18 protein-coding genes and 1 tRNA gene are annotated in these 16,309 nt (G+C 68.0%); 12 read left to right on the forward strand and 7 right to left on the reverse strand.

The window, feature by feature from the left end; translation table 11 throughout:
* Window positions 1-110: 110 nt before the first annotated feature.
* The gene (locus ACJEIK_RS00190) at window positions 111-1,631 is read right to left on the reverse strand and encodes a DUF3662 and FHA domain-containing protein (protein WP_138247539.1); all 1,521 of its coding nucleotides are present in this window, start codon (window positions 1,629-1,631) and stop codon (window positions 111-113) included.
* A gap of 276 nt (window positions 1,632-1,907) precedes the next feature.
* Here ACJEIK_RS00190 and ACJEIK_RS00195 point away from each other — a divergent pair.
* From ACJEIK_RS00195 to ACJEIK_RS00225, 7 genes are all read left to right on the forward strand, one after another.
* Window positions 1,908-1,990 (forward strand) — tRNA-Leu (locus ACJEIK_RS00195).
* A 135-nt stretch (window positions 1,991-2,125) separates the two neighbouring features.
* Complete coding sequence (locus ACJEIK_RS00200; RefSeq protein ID WP_409430834.1) at window positions 2,126-2,581, forward strand: SRPBCC family protein; 456 nt, start codon at window positions 2,126-2,128, stop codon at window positions 2,579-2,581.
* A 106-nt stretch (window positions 2,582-2,687) separates the two neighbouring features.
* Entirely contained in the window at window positions 2,688-2,882 is a 195-nt protein-coding gene (locus ACJEIK_RS00205; RefSeq protein WP_061000058.1) for a hypothetical protein, read from the forward strand.
* 121 nt (window positions 2,883-3,003) lie between these two features.
* Entirely contained in the window at window positions 3,004-3,411 is a 408-nt protein-coding gene (locus ACJEIK_RS00210; RefSeq protein ID WP_135356301.1) for a hypothetical protein, read from the forward strand.
* A 58-nt stretch (window positions 3,412-3,469) separates the two neighbouring features.
* A complete protein-coding gene (locus tag ACJEIK_RS00215) occupies window positions 3,470-4,303 on the forward strand; it encodes an SDR family NAD(P)-dependent oxidoreductase (protein ID WP_061000088.1) in 834 nt (277 codons plus the stop codon).
* A 29-nt stretch (window positions 4,304-4,332) separates the two neighbouring features.
* Window positions 4,333-5,388: a DUF6670 family protein gene (locus ACJEIK_RS00220; RefSeq protein WP_064858611.1), complete on the forward strand. Its 1,056-nt coding sequence runs from the start codon at window positions 4,333-4,335 to the stop codon at window positions 5,386-5,388.
* A gap of 70 nt (window positions 5,389-5,458) precedes the next feature.
* Complete coding sequence (locus ACJEIK_RS00225) at window positions 5,459-6,106, forward strand: TetR/AcrR family transcriptional regulator (RefSeq protein ID WP_110767171.1); 648 nt, start codon at window positions 5,459-5,461, stop codon at window positions 6,104-6,106.
* Here ACJEIK_RS00225 and ACJEIK_RS00230 read toward each other — a convergent pair.
* Window positions 6,103-6,600, reverse strand: a complete 498-nt coding sequence (locus ACJEIK_RS00230; RefSeq protein ID WP_064858610.1) for a nuclear transport factor 2 family protein — start codon at window positions 6,598-6,600, stop codon at window positions 6,103-6,105. The two genes, ACJEIK_RS00225 and ACJEIK_RS00230, sit on opposite strands and share 4 nt — an antisense overlap.
* On the reverse strand, window positions 6,597-7,463 hold the full coding sequence (locus tag ACJEIK_RS00235; protein WP_409430835.1) for an LLM class F420-dependent oxidoreductase: 867 nt from the start codon (window positions 7,461-7,463) through the stop codon (window positions 6,597-6,599). Before ACJEIK_RS00235 ends, ACJEIK_RS00230 begins: the two co-directional genes overlap by 4 nt.
* An 84-nt stretch (window positions 7,464-7,547) precedes the next feature.
* On the opposite strand from ACJEIK_RS00235, the gene ACJEIK_RS00240 reads away from it, so the two are divergent.
* Genes ACJEIK_RS00240 through ACJEIK_RS00250 form a run of 3 tightly spaced genes read left to right on the forward strand, consistent with a single transcriptional unit; the run spans window position 7,548 to window position 9,504 of the window.
* Window positions 7,548-8,372, forward strand: a complete 825-nt coding sequence (locus tag ACJEIK_RS00240) for an SDR family NAD(P)-dependent oxidoreductase (RefSeq protein ID WP_409431776.1) — start codon at window positions 7,548-7,550, stop codon at window positions 8,370-8,372.
* Window positions 8,373-8,374: 2 nt separating this feature from the next.
* Window positions 8,375-8,977: a TetR family transcriptional regulator gene (locus tag ACJEIK_RS00245; protein ID WP_064858608.1), complete on the forward strand. Its 603-nt coding sequence runs from the start codon at window positions 8,375-8,377 to the stop codon at window positions 8,975-8,977.
* 11 nt (window positions 8,978-8,988) lie between these two features.
* The gene (locus tag ACJEIK_RS00250) at window positions 8,989-9,504 is read left to right on the forward strand and encodes a nuclear transport factor 2 family protein (RefSeq protein ID WP_409430836.1); all 516 of its coding nucleotides are present in this window, start codon (window positions 8,989-8,991) and stop codon (window positions 9,502-9,504) included.
* A gap of 9 nt (window positions 9,505-9,513) precedes the next feature.
* Here ACJEIK_RS00250 and ACJEIK_RS00255 read toward each other — a convergent pair whose 3' ends face one another.
* The 3 genes from ACJEIK_RS00255 to ACJEIK_RS00265 are packed head-to-tail and all read right to left on the reverse strand — an operon-like array spanning window position 9,514 to window position 11,758.
* Window positions 9,514-9,828: a hypothetical protein gene (locus ACJEIK_RS00255; protein ID WP_061000044.1), complete on the reverse strand. Its 315-nt coding sequence runs from the start codon at window positions 9,826-9,828 to the stop codon at window positions 9,514-9,516.
* A gap of 34 nt (window positions 9,829-9,862) precedes the next feature.
* The gene (locus tag ACJEIK_RS00260) at window positions 9,863-11,218 is read right to left on the reverse strand and encodes a neutral zinc metallopeptidase (protein ID WP_409430837.1); all 1,356 of its coding nucleotides are present in this window, start codon (window positions 11,216-11,218) and stop codon (window positions 9,863-9,865) included.
* A 3-nt stretch (window positions 11,219-11,221) separates the two neighbouring features.
* Window positions 11,222-11,758 carry a DUF4333 domain-containing protein gene (locus ACJEIK_RS00265; protein ID WP_135357133.1) on the reverse strand — a complete coding sequence of 179 codons (537 nt, stop codon included), beginning with the start codon at window positions 11,756-11,758 and terminating at the stop codon, window positions 11,222-11,224.
* Window positions 11,759-11,990: 232 nt separating this feature from the next.
* Here ACJEIK_RS00265 and ACJEIK_RS00270 point away from each other — a divergent pair, with 232 nt between their 5' ends.
* Both ACJEIK_RS00270 and ACJEIK_RS00275 read left to right on the forward strand, forming a co-directional pair.
* Window positions 11,991-12,725 carry an LpqN/LpqT family lipoprotein gene (locus ACJEIK_RS00270; protein ID WP_133425709.1) on the forward strand — a complete coding sequence of 245 codons (735 nt, stop codon included), beginning with the start codon at window positions 11,991-11,993 and terminating at the stop codon, window positions 12,723-12,725.
* Between the two features lie 4 nt (window positions 12,726-12,729).
* A complete protein-coding gene (locus ACJEIK_RS00275; RefSeq protein WP_409430838.1) occupies window positions 12,730-13,131 on the forward strand; it encodes a hypothetical protein in 402 nt (133 codons plus the stop codon).
* Window position 13,132: 1 nt separating this feature from the next.
* Here the strand turns inward: ACJEIK_RS00275 and ACJEIK_RS00280 are convergent, their stop codons facing one another.
* A complete protein-coding gene (locus ACJEIK_RS00280; RefSeq protein WP_409430839.1) occupies window positions 13,133-16,219 on the reverse strand; it encodes a BTAD domain-containing putative transcriptional regulator in 3,087 nt (1,028 codons plus the stop codon).
* Window positions 16,220-16,309 lie beyond the last annotated feature (90 nt).

Consider the following 16,309-nt stretch of genomic DNA (forward strand, 5'->3'; position numbering starts at 1 on the left):
GTTGCCGCGTCGAGGCTGGGCCCGGTGCCCGGTAGCCGTCGGCATCGTCACGATACTTTGGCGCTCACCGGCCGGTGCGAACATCATCCGGCCGGTGACAGAAACCGGGCTCAGTGAACGCGGACCACGATCTCGGAGTGACCCACCCGGATGACGTCGCCGTCGGCCAGCTGCCACTCCTGCACCGGGGCGTTGTTGACGGTGGTGCCGTTGGTCGAGTTCAGATCCGAGAGCAGCGCGGTGTGGCCGTCCCAGCGGATTTCGAGGTGCCGGCGCGAAACGCCGGTGTCGGGCAGACGGAACTGCGCGTCCTGGCCGCGGCCGATGACGTTCGCGCCTTCGCGCAGCTGGTAGGTGCGGCCGCTGCCGTCGTCGAGCTGGAGGGTGACGTTCGCGCCCGCGGCGCCGTAGCCACCGCCGTAGCCGCCGGCCGGCTGACCGTAGTCGGGCTCGGCGTAGCCGGCGCCAGCGCCGCCACCGTAACCCTGGTCGCCGTAGCCACCCGGCGCCGGCGCCTGACCGTATCCCTGATCAGCGGGGGCATGACCGTAGCCCTGATCGGCCGGCGCCTGGCCGTAGCCCTGCTGCTGCGGCTGGCCGTAGTTCTGCTCGCCGTAGCCGCCCTGGCCGTAGCCACCCTGCTGGGGCTGGCCGTAGCCGCCCTGCTGGCCGCCGTAGCCCTGTTCGGGCTGGCCGTAACCGCCCTGCTGGGGCTGGCCGTAGCCGCCCTGGCCGTAGCCACCTTGCTCGGGCTGCCCATAACCGCCCTGCGGGGGCTGGCCGTAGCCGCCCTGCTGGCCGCCGTAGCCCTGTTCGGGCTGCTGGCCGTAGCTCTGCTGGCCGTAACCCTGCTCGGGCTGGCCGTAACCATGCTGAGGACCGACCGGCGGCGGTCCGGGAGGACCACCCTGCGGGCCGCCGAAGCCGCCCTGGCCGTACCCCGACGGGCCGGCGCCGTAACCGGCCTGCTCGGGCTGGCCATAGCCACCCTGCTGGCCGTATCCGGGGCCACCCTGCGGCGCGCCGTAGCCGCCCTGCTGGCCGTAACCCTGCGGTGGCTGGCCGTAGCCCTGGCTCGGGTCCTGCGGGTACTGCTGACCGCGCTGCTCGTCGGGCTGCCGTCCGTAGTCGTACTCGTCGCCTGGCTGGCCCTGTCCCGGGCCGGGACGGTGGGTCGGGTTGTCAGTCATCGTTGGTACTCCTGGTTCTGCGGTGTGCACGCGGTCGCTGGGTGCCGGCCGCGGTGGCCCGGCGGTTGAGTCGGGGTTGACCGCGCCGTGGGCGCGGAATTGGCCGGTATGAAGGCCAGGTGACGGCTCAAACCTGACGACCACCTCACCATACGTTTGCCATCCCCGCTCATGGACGAATCCCTCAAGGTGTTTGGCAAAAGCACTGGGTGTGAGGTCAGGATCGGCGTTCACCTTCTCGAAATCGGTGTTACTGAGCGTAATGACGTATTCGTTCGGTGCCAAAATACGGCCGCCACCGACATCACGGGCACCGGATTCGGCTTCCCGCTGGAGGGCGGCCTCGACTTCCGGGGGTGCGATCGACCCCCCGAAGACGCGGGCAAAAGCGTCTCCGACCGTGGTCTCGAGCTTGCGCTCGATCCGGTCGACCAGACCCATGTCCCCCTGCCTCGCTTCGTCTCGGTGGTCCAGATGTGATGTGCGCGATAACCGCGGACACCACTGTTACGCATGGTATCGGCCTGACCTTGCAATACGTGACCAACAGAATCGTGAGAATTCGAAAGCCGCAGGTCAGGACGTGGCCGGCCGGCACGCGGACCGGCCGATCGCTGGATTTCGCGGTCGCGGCGGACCAAATTGGGCCGTATCCGGTGGTCAGGCGCGGATTTGGAGCCGGGGGTGGGGGTGGTGATACTCTCTCCCAGTTGTTTGGGGCGAGTGGCGGAATGGCAGACGCGCTGGCTTCAGGTGCCAGTGTCCTTCGGGACGTGGGGGTTCAAGTCCCCCTTCGCCCACACAACAAAAGCCGCGAATCCGGTTCGGATTCGCGGCTTTTGCATTTATCGGGTGTTGTGGTGAGGCCCGTGTAGGCGATCCAGCCGAAACAGGAGGGTGGCCTGCCGGGCGGTACCGATCGATAGGATCGCGCCATGAAGGGTTCGGTTACCGTCCACATGAGCGCGCGGGCCGATCAGGTCTGGAACCTGATCGCCGATATTCGGAACACCCCGAAGTACTCGCCCGAAGTATTCGAGTCGGAATGGCTGGACGGAGCCACCGGACCCGCACTCGGCGCGCTGTTCCGCGGCCACGTCAAGCGCAACGAGATCGGGCCGATCTACTGGACGACGTGCCGTGTCACGGCCTGCGAACCCGGGCGCGAGTTCGGCTTCGCGGTGCTTGCCGGCGACAAGGCGGTGAACAATTGGCACTACGCCCTGGCGCCCGCCGGCGATGGCACGGATGTCACCGAGACGTTCTGGATGACGCCCGGCCTGCTCGACACCGTGTTCGGCATTTTCGGCGGCCAGCTGCGCACCCGGCGCAACATCCGGGACATGAGGACCACTCTCAACCGCATCAAGGCCGAGGTCGAGTCCGTCTGATCCGCCTGCGCGCAGGAAGGTGAACAGCGCGCTCCGCCCCCGGTATGAGGACGGAGCCGTCCCCAGCACGATGCCCGACGGTGGTCTCGGCTCATAGGGTTCGTCGATGACTGCATTCTCCTGCCGGCCGAGCCTGGCCGCGGTCGTCCTCGTACCGCGAACTCGATTCCGGCGCAACATAATTGGAAATCCCGCCTGGGCGGCCCGGATCGCCGCCGCGCGGGCGCACACCGCGCATCGGGGACGGCCCGACCTGCTTTTCGACGAAGCGGCCACCGAGCGCGAGATGTACCGGCTGTAGCCCACGCTGGCGGGCCAATCTGTGATTCGTGCGAGGAAACGGCCCGCTGGCGTAGGAAGCACTTCCCCGACCGCGTCGCCCGCGCTCACACTCGGTGCACGAGCTGCGGAAGGGGATCGGCATGAGGACAGAGATCGTCCGCGAAATCCCGGCGCCCTTCTGGATCGCGCCCGGGACCGGTGTCGACTGGCGGACGGCCGTAGAGGCGACGGCGACGGCGGCGGCGCGGCACGTGCCGTCGGCACTGCGGTGGACAGCCGAGGTCGATGATTGCGGGACGCACCACCGCAGCGAGCGATACGACATCTCGGAGCAGTCGTTGCCGGGCCTGCCCACGTATGTACTGACCGGCTACGGTCTGGATTACCTGAGCGAAAGTGTGGACTTTCTGAAGTCGGTCGCCGCCGGACACTACGACCGGATGACGCGCCGTCAGCGCTGGCGCGGGTTGGTCCCGCATACCGCGGCCGGTGATCACTGCGAACCGCCGCTGTGGATGGGCGGCTCGGGCATCACCGGCCGAGGCTGAAGTAACCGAGTGGTAATATCGGCGACGTCCCGGTGAGAACACCGTGTGGGAGGAAACCATGTTCATTCGTAATGCCGTGATGGATCTCGTCCAGCGCCGCACCCTGTTGCCCGAGCGACTCGACGCCGCGCTGGCCGGCCCGGGACGTGACGTCAGCGACCTGACGATCGTCGTGACGGGCGCCTCGGCCGGTATCGGCCGGCAGGCCGTCACCCAGCTCCGCGCGCGCGGTGCCACCGTCATCGCCGTCGCCCGCCGGGAGGACGAACTACGGACGCTCGCCGCCGAGACCGGATGCTCTTGGCGCACTTGCGATCTGGCCGACCAGGCGGCCACGGCCCGGCTGCTGGCCGACCTCGCCGACGAACGCGTGGACGTGCTGGTGAACAACGCCGGACATTCGATCCGCCGCAGCATCGCCGACGCCACCGACCGGCTGCACGACTATCAGCGCACGATGTCCCTCAACTACCTGGCTGCTGTCCAGCTGAGCCTGGGGCTGCTGCCGGGCATGATCGAGCGCGGCCGCGGTCAGGTCGTCAACGTCTGTACCTGGGGCCTGCACGCCAACACGTTCCCGCGCTTCTCCGCGTATGCCGCTTCCAAGAGTGCGCTGGCGATCTTCGGCCGCAGCCTCAATGCCGAACGGCCCCACCCAGGCATCAGTGCCACCAATGTCTACTTCCCGCTGGTCCGCACCGAAATGATCGCGCCCACAGCCGAATACGAGGATGCCCCGGCACTGTCGGCGGAAGAGGCCGGACGCTGGATCGTGCGGGCGGTCACCCATCAGCCGGTCGAGGTCAGCCCCGCGGTGCTGCGCGCGGTCCTGCCGACCATCGACCTCATCTCCCCCGCCACGGCGGACCGTGCTCTCGCCGCCCTCACCTAGTCGCCGATCCCACGCCAGACAAGGACTCCATGAAGACGCACCCGATCTCCCGCGCGCTGTCGCGTGTCGTCATCGACGGCCTGCTGCCGCTGGTCGACAGTCGCCTGCCGGCGTCGCGCCTGCCGTTCGACGCCCCGGAGATTCTCCGGCCGCATGACCTCTCACGTGCCTGGGGCGTCACGCATTTCGGTGTGTTCGTGCCGGACCTGCCCGAGCCCTACCGCTATCTCAACACCATGACGCTGCTGGGTGCGTCGGGCGCCGAACTGTTCGATCTCGACCACCTGGCCGCCGCCGACGCGCGCGACACCACCACGGTCTTCTCGTCGACCGCGCATGCGGATCAGCGGTTCTATCGGGCCTACGACATGAGCGCGGACTGCTGGTTCACCGCCGATGCCCGCCGGCTGCACTGGGCCGAAGACCTGGCCATCAACGTGGCCCTGCCGCACGTCGTCGTCCGCGGCCGCTATCCGCAGTTCGACGTAGACCTCAAACTGAATGTCACAGCACAGGTTTCGTACTTCGTGAAGTCGCCGATCTATGACCACCTGAGCCTGCTCGCGCCCTACACCGGCACGGTCGACGGCGTCGCAGTCAGCGGTCTGGGTACCTTCGAGTACGCGAGAATCCGTACGCACCAAGCACTTACGCGCCGGCCGATACCGGCCCAGCTGAAACTGCCGCTGGATTTCTTCACCTACCAGATCATCAACCTCGACGAGCGAACGCAGGTGTTGCTGACCGACGTCCGGGCGCGGGGCCGCACCGCCTGCAAGCTGGCCCACGTGCGGGTGCTCGGCGGCGAGACCGAGGTCTACACCGACGTCCACTTCGCGGTCACCGAATACGGCGAGCCGCTCGTCGACGATCGGGGCAACAAGATGCGGAGGCCCCGCAAGTTCAAGTGGTCGGTGCGTGATGGCGACCGGGAAATTCTGGCGCTGATCGGCACCGTTGACGCGCCGTGGCGCCTCGGGCACGGACCGGGATACGTGACGGCGTACTCCTATACCGGTACCTGGGGTACCGGATCGGTCTCGGGCAGTGCATATCTGGAGTGGATCGACGTTCAGCCGGACTGAATTGCCTGTTCGTCCCAGGCAACGGTCAACTCCGGGGCAGAGGTGCTGCGGGGCTGATTAGGCTGTCCCGATGACCACGCGCCCCGTCACCGGCAGGACCGGTACCAAAGGTGTGCCGCGCGGTGAGCGTGAGCAGCTGATCGTCGAGGCCGCCATCGCCGAGTTCAGCCGTGCCACGTACGCGGGCGCGTCCCTGGCCGCCATTGCCGCGCAGGCCGACGTCTCCAAGACCCTGATCATCAGTTACTTCGGGTCGAAAGAGGCGGTCTACGCCGCCTGCGTGACCAAGATCGGCACCCAGATCGAGCAGGCCGTCGCCGACGCGCTCACCTCGCCCGACCACCTGGCCGGGGCCGGCGCCGCCGCCGGCGAGCCCGTGCTGGCCGCCATCTTCACGACGTTCGAGGGGCACCCGGGCGACTGGCATGTGCTGTTCGACCGGTCGGTCCCCCATGGCCCGGCGCGGGATGCCGCACGCGAGCAGCGGACGATCTTGCGGCAGCAGGCGTTCGCCGGGGTATCGCGGTCCCTCGGCAGTGTCGGCCTGACCGATCCCGTCGACCTGGTGGCCGCCACCGGCGTCTGGGAACACATGGTGTCGGCGCTGATGCTGTTCTGGCGCAATCATCCCGAGGAGTCCGCCGCGGCCATGGTCGCCCGGGCCCACCGCGTCCTGGCGGCCATGGCCGGGCACACACTGGACCGGGTGCGCGGCTAGGCCGGGAGCCGTCCGGCGATACCGTCCGACAGCAACCTGCGGGGCCGCTCGGTTCCGTCGAGCAGTCGCGTGACGCGTTTGACGATCTGCCAGCCGTGCGGCGCCCCGGTGGCCCGGCGAAGGTGGAAGTGGCTGACGCCGGCCCGGATGGGTTCGTAAGTCGTTGTGCGCCTGAGCAACAGCGTCGACTCGCAGACGGCGACCGCCTCATCGCCGTCGACGGTGACGACGGCGGGACTCAGGAAGTGGGTGCAACCGGTGGTGATGAAATCCTGGTGACCGGGTGAGCGCACCATGGCCGCGACGTCGGCGGGCCCGGTCATGAGCCAGTTCTCGACATCGTAGACACCGTCGGGCGCCCACATCGCGGCGACGGCGTCGGCCTCGCCGGCGTCGACGAGCGGACCGTAGGAAGCGATCATCCGCTCGATGGCGCGTTCGTCCTCGATGCGGCGCAACCGCGCTTCGAGCTCGGCCAGTCGCTGGTCGGTCATCTCGCCTCCGTGGTCAGCAGGTTCGTCAGATCTGCCAGGGCGCCGAGTTGTTCGCAGCAGTGCGCCGCGGATCGGGAGGCGATCACGCAGGTCGCGGCCGTCGCACCGGCGTCCTCGAGCGCGCCGAGTGCATCGAGTGTCTGTTGCGGTGCACCCATGGGATCCAGCGGCCTCGTGGCGAGCACGATGTCGAAATCCGTCGGAAGTTCCACGGTGGCAAGCATTGTCGAGATCTCGGCCGCCGCGAGGCCGAAGGGCATCCAGCCGTCGCCGAGCTCGACGGCCCGGCGCAGCGAACGGCGGGTCCGGCCGCCCACCCAGATCGGTACGCGCGGTTGCAGCGCACAGGGGTCCATCACGAACGAGTCGTAGTTGTAGTGATCACCCTGGTGCACTGGATGATTGGTGGGCAATGCCGCGCGCAGCGCGGTCATCGCCTCGTCCGCGCGGGCACCCCGGTCGTCCCAGGCCGCGCCCAGCAGGTCGAACTCCTCCCGCAGCGACCCGACGCCCACGCCCAGGATCAACCGGCCACCGCTGACCTGGTCGAGGGTGCCGTAACGCTTGGCGATCTCGAGCGGATGGTGGTAGCCCAGCACCAGCACCGAGGTGGCCAGCCGGATGCGCGATGTGCGCCCGGCGATGAAAGCCAAGGTGGCCAGCGGATCCCAGTACGTCGCGCCCCGGGTGGCCGCCACATCGGTCGGCACGACGACATGTTCGGAACACGTCAGGTAGTCGATGCCGAGCAGGTCGGCGACGGCGGCGATCTCCCCGATCTCGGCGGCGCCGGCCGTCGCTTCCCACGCCGACGCGGTGGCGGGTACCTGGATCACCACTGGCGTCTGCAGACCTATCCGCATTTATGCGCCCTTCCGATCTGGCGTCTGGATCGGCTACCCTCGGACGCTGAAAACTAAAATGAATTTTAGATATGGGGCGTGAACTTGTCTAGTGAGGACGCATTGCAGTTGCAGCAATACGGGCCGTGGGCCGTCATCGCGGGTGGCTCGGAAGGCGTCGGGGCCGAGTTCGCGGCACTGCTCGCGCGGGCCGGTGTCAACCTGGTGCTGATCGCGCGCAAGCCGGGGCCGCTGCAGGCCACCGCCACTCGCTGTCGCGAGTTGGGCGTGACGGTGCGCGAGCTCACCGTCGACCTGACCACCGATGACGGTGTGGATCAGATCATCAGTGCCACAACCGATCTGGAGGTCGGACTCCTCATCTACAACGCCGGCGCCAACACCCACAGCGCCGAGTTCCTCGACGGCGACCTGACGGAGTTCCAGCGCGTCATCGACCTGAACGTCACCACCCCGCTGCGGCTGGTCCACCACTTCGGCGCGCCGATGAGCGAGCGTCGCCGGGGCGGGCTGATGTTGGTCGGATCGCTCTCCGGGCACCTCGGCTCGGCGCGGCACACCGTGTACGGCGGGGTGAAGGCATTCAGCCGGATCTACGCCGAGGGTCTGTGGCTGGAGCTGCGCGAGCACAACGTGCACGTCCTCGAACTCGTCCTCGGCCTCACCAGGACACCGGCGATGGAGCGCGTCGGCCTCAATTTCGACGTCCCCGGCATGCCCGCGTCCGATCCGGCCGACGTCGCCCGTGAAGGCCTCGCGAATCTCGCGAACGGACCCGTGCACGTCATCTCGATGCACGCCGCCAGTCCGGCGGTCCACGCCACCACCGATCGCGACAAGGTGCTGCTGGCGTCACACGCGATGATCCAGAAGATGTTGCAGGGCACGCCGTCTGGGCCGGCGGTTTAGCCATGCCCCGCGCACCGCTCGACAGGGAACCGGCGACTCCCAGGACCCCCGCGCAAATCGACCGCTGCGACCGCATCCTCGCGACCGCCGCGCTCCTGGGGGCGCGGTACGGCCTCGAAGAGGTCCGGATGCAGGACGTGGCGGATCAGTCGGCGGTCTCGATCACCACCGTCTACCGCTACTACCCCACGAAGCATCACCTGTTCGCGGCGTTGCTGTTCCACCTCACCCAGACCGCAGCTCCGCCGGGTCCGACGACCGGGCACCCGGTCGCCGACGTCACCGAGTTCATGGCCGGCATCATCCGGAACATGCTGGCCCGTCCGCTACTGGCGCGCGCGATGATCACGTCGGTCAATGCCCGCCGCGCCGAGTCGACGGTCCGCGGCGACTACAACCTGCGGCGCAACATTCTCGGCGTCGCCGGGATCGCGGCGCCCACCGCCGACCAGACGCAGATCGCGCTGCTGCTCGAGCAGTGCGCGTACGGCATCCTGTCGTGGGCCATCACCGGGGAGACGACGCCCGAGCAGGCCGAGCGCGACATGCGCCGGGCCTGCGAACTGCTGCTGGCGCCCTGGCGCCGGCGAAACCGCACATCCTGAAAAGAGATCGAATGACCACCGACATCACCCTCAGCACCGGCGACCAGGCCTGCGCCATCGAGGCAATCAAGCGCACCTTCGCCCGCCGGCTGCGGTGCATGGATACCAAGCAGTGGGAGGTCTACCCGACACTGCACACCGACGACGTCGTCTCCGAGACCTGGGATGGGTTGCCCGACAACGACAATTGGACGCCCAAAGAGGCGGCCGGCAACCGGGTGGTCGGTAAGGAGCCGCTGACGCGCGCCATTCGGTCACTGCTCGACGGCGGCACCACCGTCACCACCGTCCACCACGGTCACACCCCCGAGATCGAGCTGACCAGCGACACCACGGCCACCGGAATCTGGGCCATGGAGGACAAGTTGTGGTGGACCAACGGCGAAGCCGAAGAGCATCTCCACGGCTACGGCCACTATCACGAGCAGTACCGCCTGGAACACGGCCTGCGGCTCATCAGCTACCGCAAGCTGACGCGGCTGCGGGTCGACACCACGCCGCACTTCTTCGACTTCCTGAAGCGATAGGACGCCCGCTCACTTGAGCTGACTGGCGGCATACTCCTCGGGCCGGTTCTTCTTCATCCACGCGCGCAACGGCCAGAACAGGACCCACAGGACCCCGTACCCCGTGAAATAGATGGCCGCGCACAAGGGCGCCGCGAGCAGCCAGCCCGGATAGATCAGCAGCAGGCAGAACTGCAGAAACTGTTTGACCCCAACGGGATAGCCGTCGGCCATGGCGAAGAACGCCTTCGGGTGCATCGAATTCAGCAGGCCGCGCCCGGCCGAGGTCTGCTGTCCGGCCGGCGTCTCGTCCGCGGCGACGCTGGTCTGGTCGGGCTGGGTCATCGAGCACGCTCCTTGAGCGACGAGGTGGCTGTGGTCAACGGGCGAGGCACGGCTTCGCGCCCTCGTAGACGCCCTTGCGGTAGGCGTCGATCCGGTCGCTGCCTTGACCTTGGCGTTCGACGTCACCCTCACCCCGGAACAGCAGGAGTGCGGACACCGCCTTGTCGAGGTCACCCGGCGACAGGCTGTAACGGCTGTCGGCGCGTTCGTGCAGCAGCAGGCTCGCGGCCCAGGCGCCGGCGAGGCAGTCGGCCTGCAGAGACGTCTGCTTGTCGCTGCTGTCCTGCCCGAGGCGGGTCAGCAGCGCGAGCCCGTACTGCGTCGCGATCAGCGTCGCCACCGCGAAATCCCCCGCCTCCTCATAGATTTGGGGCATGGCCTCGACGTTGTCGAATCCGACATAGTCCTCGGGGACACAGTAGAACAGCACGTAGCCCTTGGTCGATTCGTTGCCGCAGTCCGGTTGGTTGCGCGGGTCGAGCTTCTGCGCGGGCTTCATCGGGGTCCACGGTTTGCCGGTGCCCTGCTGGTAGAGCTTCGCGAAGTAGTCCTCGGCGTCCTCGGGGACACCGTCCACGATCGACTCGTACGGGGCGTTGCCGCCGGCCGCGGCATCCTCCGCGTTGTTGAACGGCAGCTCGACCACGACCGGGTCACCGCGCCGGTAGTCGGCGCAGGCTTGCGGGCCCTGATCGTATCCGTTGCGGAAGGAACTCACCCGGTCGAAACCACTGCCGTGCGCGCTCAATTCATGCTGCCCGGTGCCCGGCTCGTCGCGCAGGAACAGCACGCCGGCGAGGGCGCGGTCGAGATCGTTGGGGCTGGGCTTGAAGGTCTCGGCGCTGTGTTTGGCCCAGGCCCCGGCGAAGCAGTCGGCCTGGATCTCCTTGGTGACGGTCTCGCCCTGGAAGTTCGCGCGGGCCTGGATCGCGTGCCCCCACTCGTGGGCCATCACCACGGGAATGACGAAGTCGCCGAACCGCTTTCGCAGACTCGGCAGCAGACCTGCGGCGTCCCAGGCGACGTTGTCGGCCTTGGCGCAGTAGAACGCGTTGCCGGCGATGTCGGCGGCCGCCTGGGCGCACGGCGGCAGCGGTCCCTGCTCGGGATCCACCGCGTAGAACCCACCCTTGACCGGGGTGTAGTCCTTCTTGTAGAGCTTGGGAAACTCGGTCTGCCAATAGCTTTCGATGTCGCCGATCGCTTTGATGACGATCTTGTTCACCGGGTCCGAGGCGTCGCCGTGAATCTCCACCGGAGGGCCCGCCGGCGTCGTCGACGATGGTGGCTCGGCCTGTGGTTTCAGGTGCTTCTCGCCGCAGCCGGCGACGGTCAGGGTGCAGACCGCCAGGAGCGCAGATGCCCGCCAGAGGGCCCGGTGAATTCCCATCGGTTACGACGTCGGCTTGTCGTCGACCTTGAACCCGTAGTTCACGTCGGAGCCGTCGACCTTGTTGACGGTGACCGTGACGCCGTAGGTCTGGCCGCTGTCCTTGAGCTCACAGCGCAGCGTGGCGCCGGGCGTGCCTTTGAGGTTCTCCGGGCAGGTCAGAGTTTCGGGCTTGGTGCCGAACTGCTGTCCCAGCTCCTCGCTGATCTGTTTGGCGACCTGGTCCTTGTCGATCGTCTGGACCATGTCGAACTTGACATTCTCACCCTCGACGCTGGTGACCGTGACGTTGACGGTGCTGGTCTTGTCGCCGACCTTCATGGTGCAGTTGACCTCGGCGCCCTTCTGGCCCGCGAGGTTGTCGGGGCACGTCACCGAATCGGCCTTCTTGCCGTCGGCGCCGGTCATCTTTTCGACAATCTGGCTCTCGACGTCTTTCTTGCTCACCGACGGCGTCCCGCTGGAGCAGGCAGCGGCGCCGAACACGGCAGCCGTGATCGCAGATGCCAGAACGATTCTCTGACACATCGTGTTGGTCATGTCGCCAACCCCTTCCGAGTTCGGGCGCCAGCCACCGGCGCCGCACTGATCGAGCGGACGGCAAAAGTTAGCGCTGCGGTGTTGGAATCCGGTTGGAAGTCCATGGAGGTCCGGTTGGTGGCCGCCGTTCCAACCGCGTCCGCCGCCGGGTTCAACGGAATTCCAATCGGCCGTCCATATCGTGGCGCCGAGGACGTGACCGGCGTCCGTCGTCTACCCCTGAGGAGTCACGATGCAGATGTCGCATCGGCCTGTCATCGCCGTTGCCGCCGCGGTCTGCCTGAGCATCACGCTGGGCGCTTGCGGAGGAGGCGGCGACAAGGGCAAGAGCTCGACCAGCTCCAGTTCCAGCTCGTCGAGTTCGAGCAGCAGCTCGAGCGCGACGTCATCGACCAAGGCGGCGCCGAAGCTGAAGCCGCGTACGGCCGATGAATCCGGCACGAATCCCACGATCGCCGACTACATCAAGGAAGAGAAGATCCAGGAGACGTCGATCCATCCCGGGGATCCGGGCGCGCCGGCTGTCGACATCGACCGCCCGACCGGATGGGACAGCGCCGGCGAAGACACTCCCGACTACGCGTACGGCGCGCTCGTCTACACCGGGCCCGGCGCCCAGAGCACCGACTACACCGCGAACATCATCGCGCTGGTGTCCCGTCTCGACGGTCCGGCAGACCCCGACAAGCTGCTCAAGCTCGCGGGCGGCGAGGTGAAGAACCTCCCCGGCTTCGAGTCCGTCGGTGAGGAACCGGGCACCTCGGCAGGCTTCCCGGCGTTCCGCATCGCCGGCACCTACAACCTCAAGAGCGGTGGCAAGGCCGCGTTCGGGCAGGAGACGGTGGTCTTCAAGGGGCCCGACGGCCTGTACGTGCTGCAGATCAACGCGACCAGCGATGAGAGCCAGGGCCACGAGCTGTTCGAGGCGCTGGACGCGGTGGACAAGTCTTTGAAGATCACCTTCTGACGAAATGGCGACGGCGCCACCCCGAAGCAAGGCGTATCTGCTCAAGAGCCGTACCAACACCTGGTGGGTGAACGTCGAACTCGAGCTGACCGACACCCAGGTGCGGTGCCTTGCGTCCGAGTATTCGAAGTGGGTCGACGACCAGTTGGGCCTGACCGATTACCAGGCGAAGCTGTCCGCGGGTGAGGAGGTGGTGATCTTCGACTTCCCGCGGGACGCCGTGACGGTCACCTGGTTACGTCAGTTGTACCGGGGCGGCTGCGAGGTCAGCCGCGGGGACTCCCGCAAATGGGTTGTCTCCCTGGTGTATCCGTCCGGGTTCGGCAGTGTGCTCGACATGATGACGGATCGGGCCATCTGGCGGCAGTGGCGCGAGGAACTGCCCGACTGGACCGCCAAGGCCTGATTCACACGGGCTCGACGGACTGGGCCGCCAGCCGTTCGGCGATGCCGCGGGCGAATGCCTGTTCGCCCGTGGCATCGGCGAGGCGGCCGGCCCGGTGCACCAGGGCACGGGCACTGTCGGGACGGCCCTGGTGCAACTCGATGTCGGAGAGCAGGCACAGGAACATCGTGTTCATCACGGTGGTCCCGTCGCAGGTGTATTCGTCGAACGCCTGGAAGGCGACGGCCGCGTCGCCCTCACCCGAGCCGATGACCTGCGCCCAGACCCGGACGATGCGCGCGCACGCAGCCCATTGCGGGCTGCCGGCCGCGGTGAACTCGACGTCGACCTGGTCTGCCAGTTCGACGATGCCGTCGGTGACACCGAGGACTGCCGCGCACTCGACGTACGTCAGCCGGGCGGCCAGGATGTTGAACACGTCGCCGCGACTCTGCGCGAGATGCAATGCGCGGCGGTGGTATTCGCGCATGGCCTGCACGTCGCCGCGGACCGCCTCGGCAATCGCCATCCAGCAGTAGACGCGGGGATGGAAGAAGTGCAGCGGATCGATGACCGTCTCGGGCGGCGGGAAGGTGTCCATCATGTGCAGCCCGGTGCTGATCAACATGTCGGTGTTGCCGCGCAGGGTGTACAGCAGGATGTGCACGAAGTCGTTGACGAGACCGATCACCGGGTCACCGGACTTGTCGTACTGGTCCTGCAGGCCGATGGCGATGATCTCGACCTCGTCGATGCGGCCGTGCGCGCACAGCAGCATGGACTGCAGTGCGATGGCGCCGTAGAAGGCCCGGCCCTTGACTTCCTGACCGATCTCGAAGGCCCGCTGGACGGCCGCGGCGGCCGACTCACTGGCCTGCCCCTCGAGGATGTTCTTCGCCCCGGCCAGGTGCAGCCACAAGGTGGCCTGCCGGTCCAGGTGTTCGGGTTTGGCCGGCAGTCGGTCACCGATCTGCAGGGCGTGCTCGGCCAGCCCGGCGACGTCGTGGTAGGCGGACCGGTTCAGGGCCCGCTGGATGGCGATCTCGAGAATGCCAAGGGCCACATCGGGATTCAACTCGGCGCCGGCCCGCCAGGCATGGTCGGCGGTTGCGATGACGTGTTCGTACGCGGCGGTCGCGAGCGTTGCCGTCCGCGTGGTGGCGATCGCGGCATGCACGCTGGTGCGGTCGGTGGTGGCGAGCTGGGCGATGAGCGCGTCGCGCACCAGGCCGTGGCTGAACCGGTAGGCGCCGGGACGGGCGGGCAGTTCGTCGAGCAGGCCGGTCTGATACGCCGGACGTAGCCGGCTCTGCACCGTCGAGACCGACAGGTCGACGATGTCGGCCAGGTCGGCGACGTTGAATTCGGGCCCGACGACGGCGGCTGCGCAGAGCACCCGACGGCAGGGCCGGTCCAGGACGCCGAGCCGGCGGCCGACGACGCCGACCACGGCATCCGACAGCGCGGGATGGCCGCGCTGCGGTGCACCGTCGGTGTCCAGCGCCCGCGCCAGTTCCTTGATGTAGAAGGGGTTTCCGCCGGCTTGCTCCCAGACCTGTGCCGAGATGGCCGGCGGGATCGTGCCGCCCACCACCGCGTCGACGAGGTCTGCGGCGGCCGCGCGGTCGATGCCGTCCAGATGCAGGGTGACGGTGTCGTTCGACCGGACGATGCGCTCGAACGAGGACCGGTTCATGGGCCGGTCGTCCCCGAAGAAGGTCCAGTTGCCGATGACCTGGATGGGGACGCGCGGGAACTCTTCGGCCAGCAGGACGAGGGTGTTGATCGAGGCGGGGTCCGCCCGTTGCAGATCGTCGATGACGAGCACCATCGGGGCCAGGGTCGACAGCTCGCGCAGTGCCGCGACGATGCGCTCGACCAGGGCGAATCCCGTTGGCGCGAACCGGCTGCCGGCGTTGAGGTCGTCATCGCCGTGCCATTCGGGAACCAGGGCGTTGACGACGCCGGGGGCCTCCCGCAGCACGGCCTTGCGGCCGGTGGTGCCGAGCTCGCCACCCAGTTGGCGCAGCAGCTGGATCCAGGTCCACAGCAGGGGCAGCTTCACCCCGCTCGGGTGGCCGGCCCAGGCCACGGCGATGCCCGCCGCCCGGGCGCGGTCGACGGCGGCCTGCGCCAGGGTGGTCTTGCCGATGCCGCTGTCGCCGGTCACGAGCGTCAGCCCGCCGGCGCCGCCGTCGGCCCGGCGCACCGCCGCGGTGACGGCGCCCAGTTCGGCGTCCCGGCCGACGAACGGGGGCGGCGCCGCCGGGTCCGGATCGGGATTCAGCACGTGCGGTGCGGGTGCGACGCGCAGTTCCGCGGCGCCGTCGCGAATCTTCTCGAACAGGGTCTGCAGGCCTTCGCCGGGCCGGGTCCCGACCTCGCGGTCGAGTGTCGTGCGGGCCCGGTCGAATGCTTGGATGGCGTCGGCGGTCCGGTTGGACCGGTGTAATGCCAGCATCAGATGACCCCACAAGCGTTCCTGCAGTGGGTGTTCCGCAAGGGCCGCCTCGATCTCGGGTACGAGTTCGCCGCCACCGCCGAGTTGCAGTGCGGCGTCGAAACGGGCCTCGATGGCGGTGGTCCGCAGGGCTGCGAAGCGGATGGCCTCGGGTGCGGCGAACTCGTGATAGGCGAACTCGCCGAACGGATCTCCGTGCCAGAGTGCCAGCGCCTCGGTCAGCATCTCCACGGCGGCACCGGCCGAGTGGCGGATCAGCGCCGTCCGGCCTTTCGAGACAAGGCTTTCGAAGCTGACGAGGTCGATCGTGTCGCCGCTGAGCAGATTCAGCTGGTAGCCGTGGGGGTGGGAGGCGAGCCGTTGTCGCTGCGCGTCGCCCCGGCGGGCATCGGCGGTCTGGTCGGGCCCGACGTCGGCGCCCGGGTCGAGAACCCGGCGGAGGTTGGCCACATACGAGCGCACCGACGCGAGCGCCTTCGGCGGGGGCTCGTCACCCCAGACGGCGTCGATCAGGCGGTCGATGCTGACCACCGTGCCGTGATTGGCCAGCAAGACGGCCAGTACACACCGCTGCTTCGGTCCGCCGAGCGCTGCCGGCGTGCCGTCGACCCGGGCCGCTACTGCACCCGAGAGGTAGTACTGGGCCATTTCCCCCGATTCACAGCAAATTTGGAACTGGAGAGACGATACATCCGCGCATGACCTGCGGCAGCGCAGATGAACCTGGCAATCTGCTGG

Origin of the sequence: Mycobacterium sp. SMC-16 (assembly GCF_046250085.1) — a bacterium.
GTDB classification, from domain to species: Bacteria; Actinomycetota; Actinomycetes; order Mycobacteriales; family Mycobacteriaceae; genus Mycobacterium; species Mycobacterium phocaicum.

Coding starts and splice junctions, on each gene's coding strand:
- ACJEIK_RS00270 (WP_133425709.1), top strand. CDS start 11,991: ATGCAGATGTCGCATCGGCCTGTCATCGCCGTTGCCGCCGCGGTCTGC.
- ACJEIK_RS00245 (WP_064858608.1), top strand. CDS start 8,375: ATGCCCCGCGCACCGCTCGACAGGGAACCGGCGACTCCCAGGACCCCC.
- ACJEIK_RS00225 (WP_110767171.1), top strand. CDS start 5,459: ATGACCACGCGCCCCGTCACCGGCAGGACCGGTACCAAAGGTGTGCCG.
- ACJEIK_RS00215 (WP_061000088.1), top strand. CDS start 3,470: ATGTTCATTCGTAATGCCGTGATGGATCTCGTCCAGCGCCGCACCCTG.
- ACJEIK_RS00260 (WP_409430837.1), bottom strand. CDS start 11,218: ATGGGAATTCACCGGGCCCTCTGGCGGGCATCTGCGCTCCTGGCGGTC.
- ACJEIK_RS00265 (WP_135357133.1), bottom strand. CDS start 11,758: ATGACCAACACGATGTGTCAGAGAATCGTTCTGGCATCTGCGATCACG.
- ACJEIK_RS00200 (WP_409430834.1), top strand. CDS start 2,126: ATGAAGGGTTCGGTTACCGTCCACATGAGCGCGCGGGCCGATCAGGTC.
- ACJEIK_RS00250 (WP_409430836.1), top strand. CDS start 8,989: ATGACCACCGACATCACCCTCAGCACCGGCGACCAGGCCTGCGCCATC.
- ACJEIK_RS00235 (WP_409430835.1), bottom strand. CDS start 7,463: ATGCGGATAGGTCTGCAGACGCCAGTGGTGATCCAGGTACCCGCCACC.
- ACJEIK_RS00210 (WP_135356301.1), top strand. CDS start 3,004: ATGAGGACAGAGATCGTCCGCGAAATCCCGGCGCCCTTCTGGATCGCG.
- ACJEIK_RS00205 (WP_061000058.1), top strand. CDS start 2,688: ATGACTGCATTCTCCTGCCGGCCGAGCCTGGCCGCGGTCGTCCTCGTA.
- ACJEIK_RS00275 (WP_409430838.1), top strand. CDS start 12,730: ATGGCGACGGCGCCACCCCGAAGCAAGGCGTATCTGCTCAAGAGCCGT.
- ACJEIK_RS00280 (WP_409430839.1), bottom strand. CDS start 16,219: ATGGCCCAGTACTACCTCTCGGGTGCAGTAGCGGCCCGGGTCGACGGC.
- ACJEIK_RS00255 (WP_061000044.1), bottom strand. CDS start 9,828: ATGACCCAGCCCGACCAGACCAGCGTCGCCGCGGACGAGACGCCGGCC.
- ACJEIK_RS00220 (WP_064858611.1), top strand. CDS start 4,333: ATGAAGACGCACCCGATCTCCCGCGCGCTGTCGCGTGTCGTCATCGAC.
- ACJEIK_RS00230 (WP_064858610.1), bottom strand. CDS start 6,600: ATGACCGACCAGCGACTGGCCGAGCTCGAAGCGCGGTTGCGCCGCATC.
- ACJEIK_RS00190 (WP_138247539.1), bottom strand. CDS start 1,631: ATGGGTCTGGTCGACCGGATCGAGCGCAAGCTCGAGACCACGGTCGGA.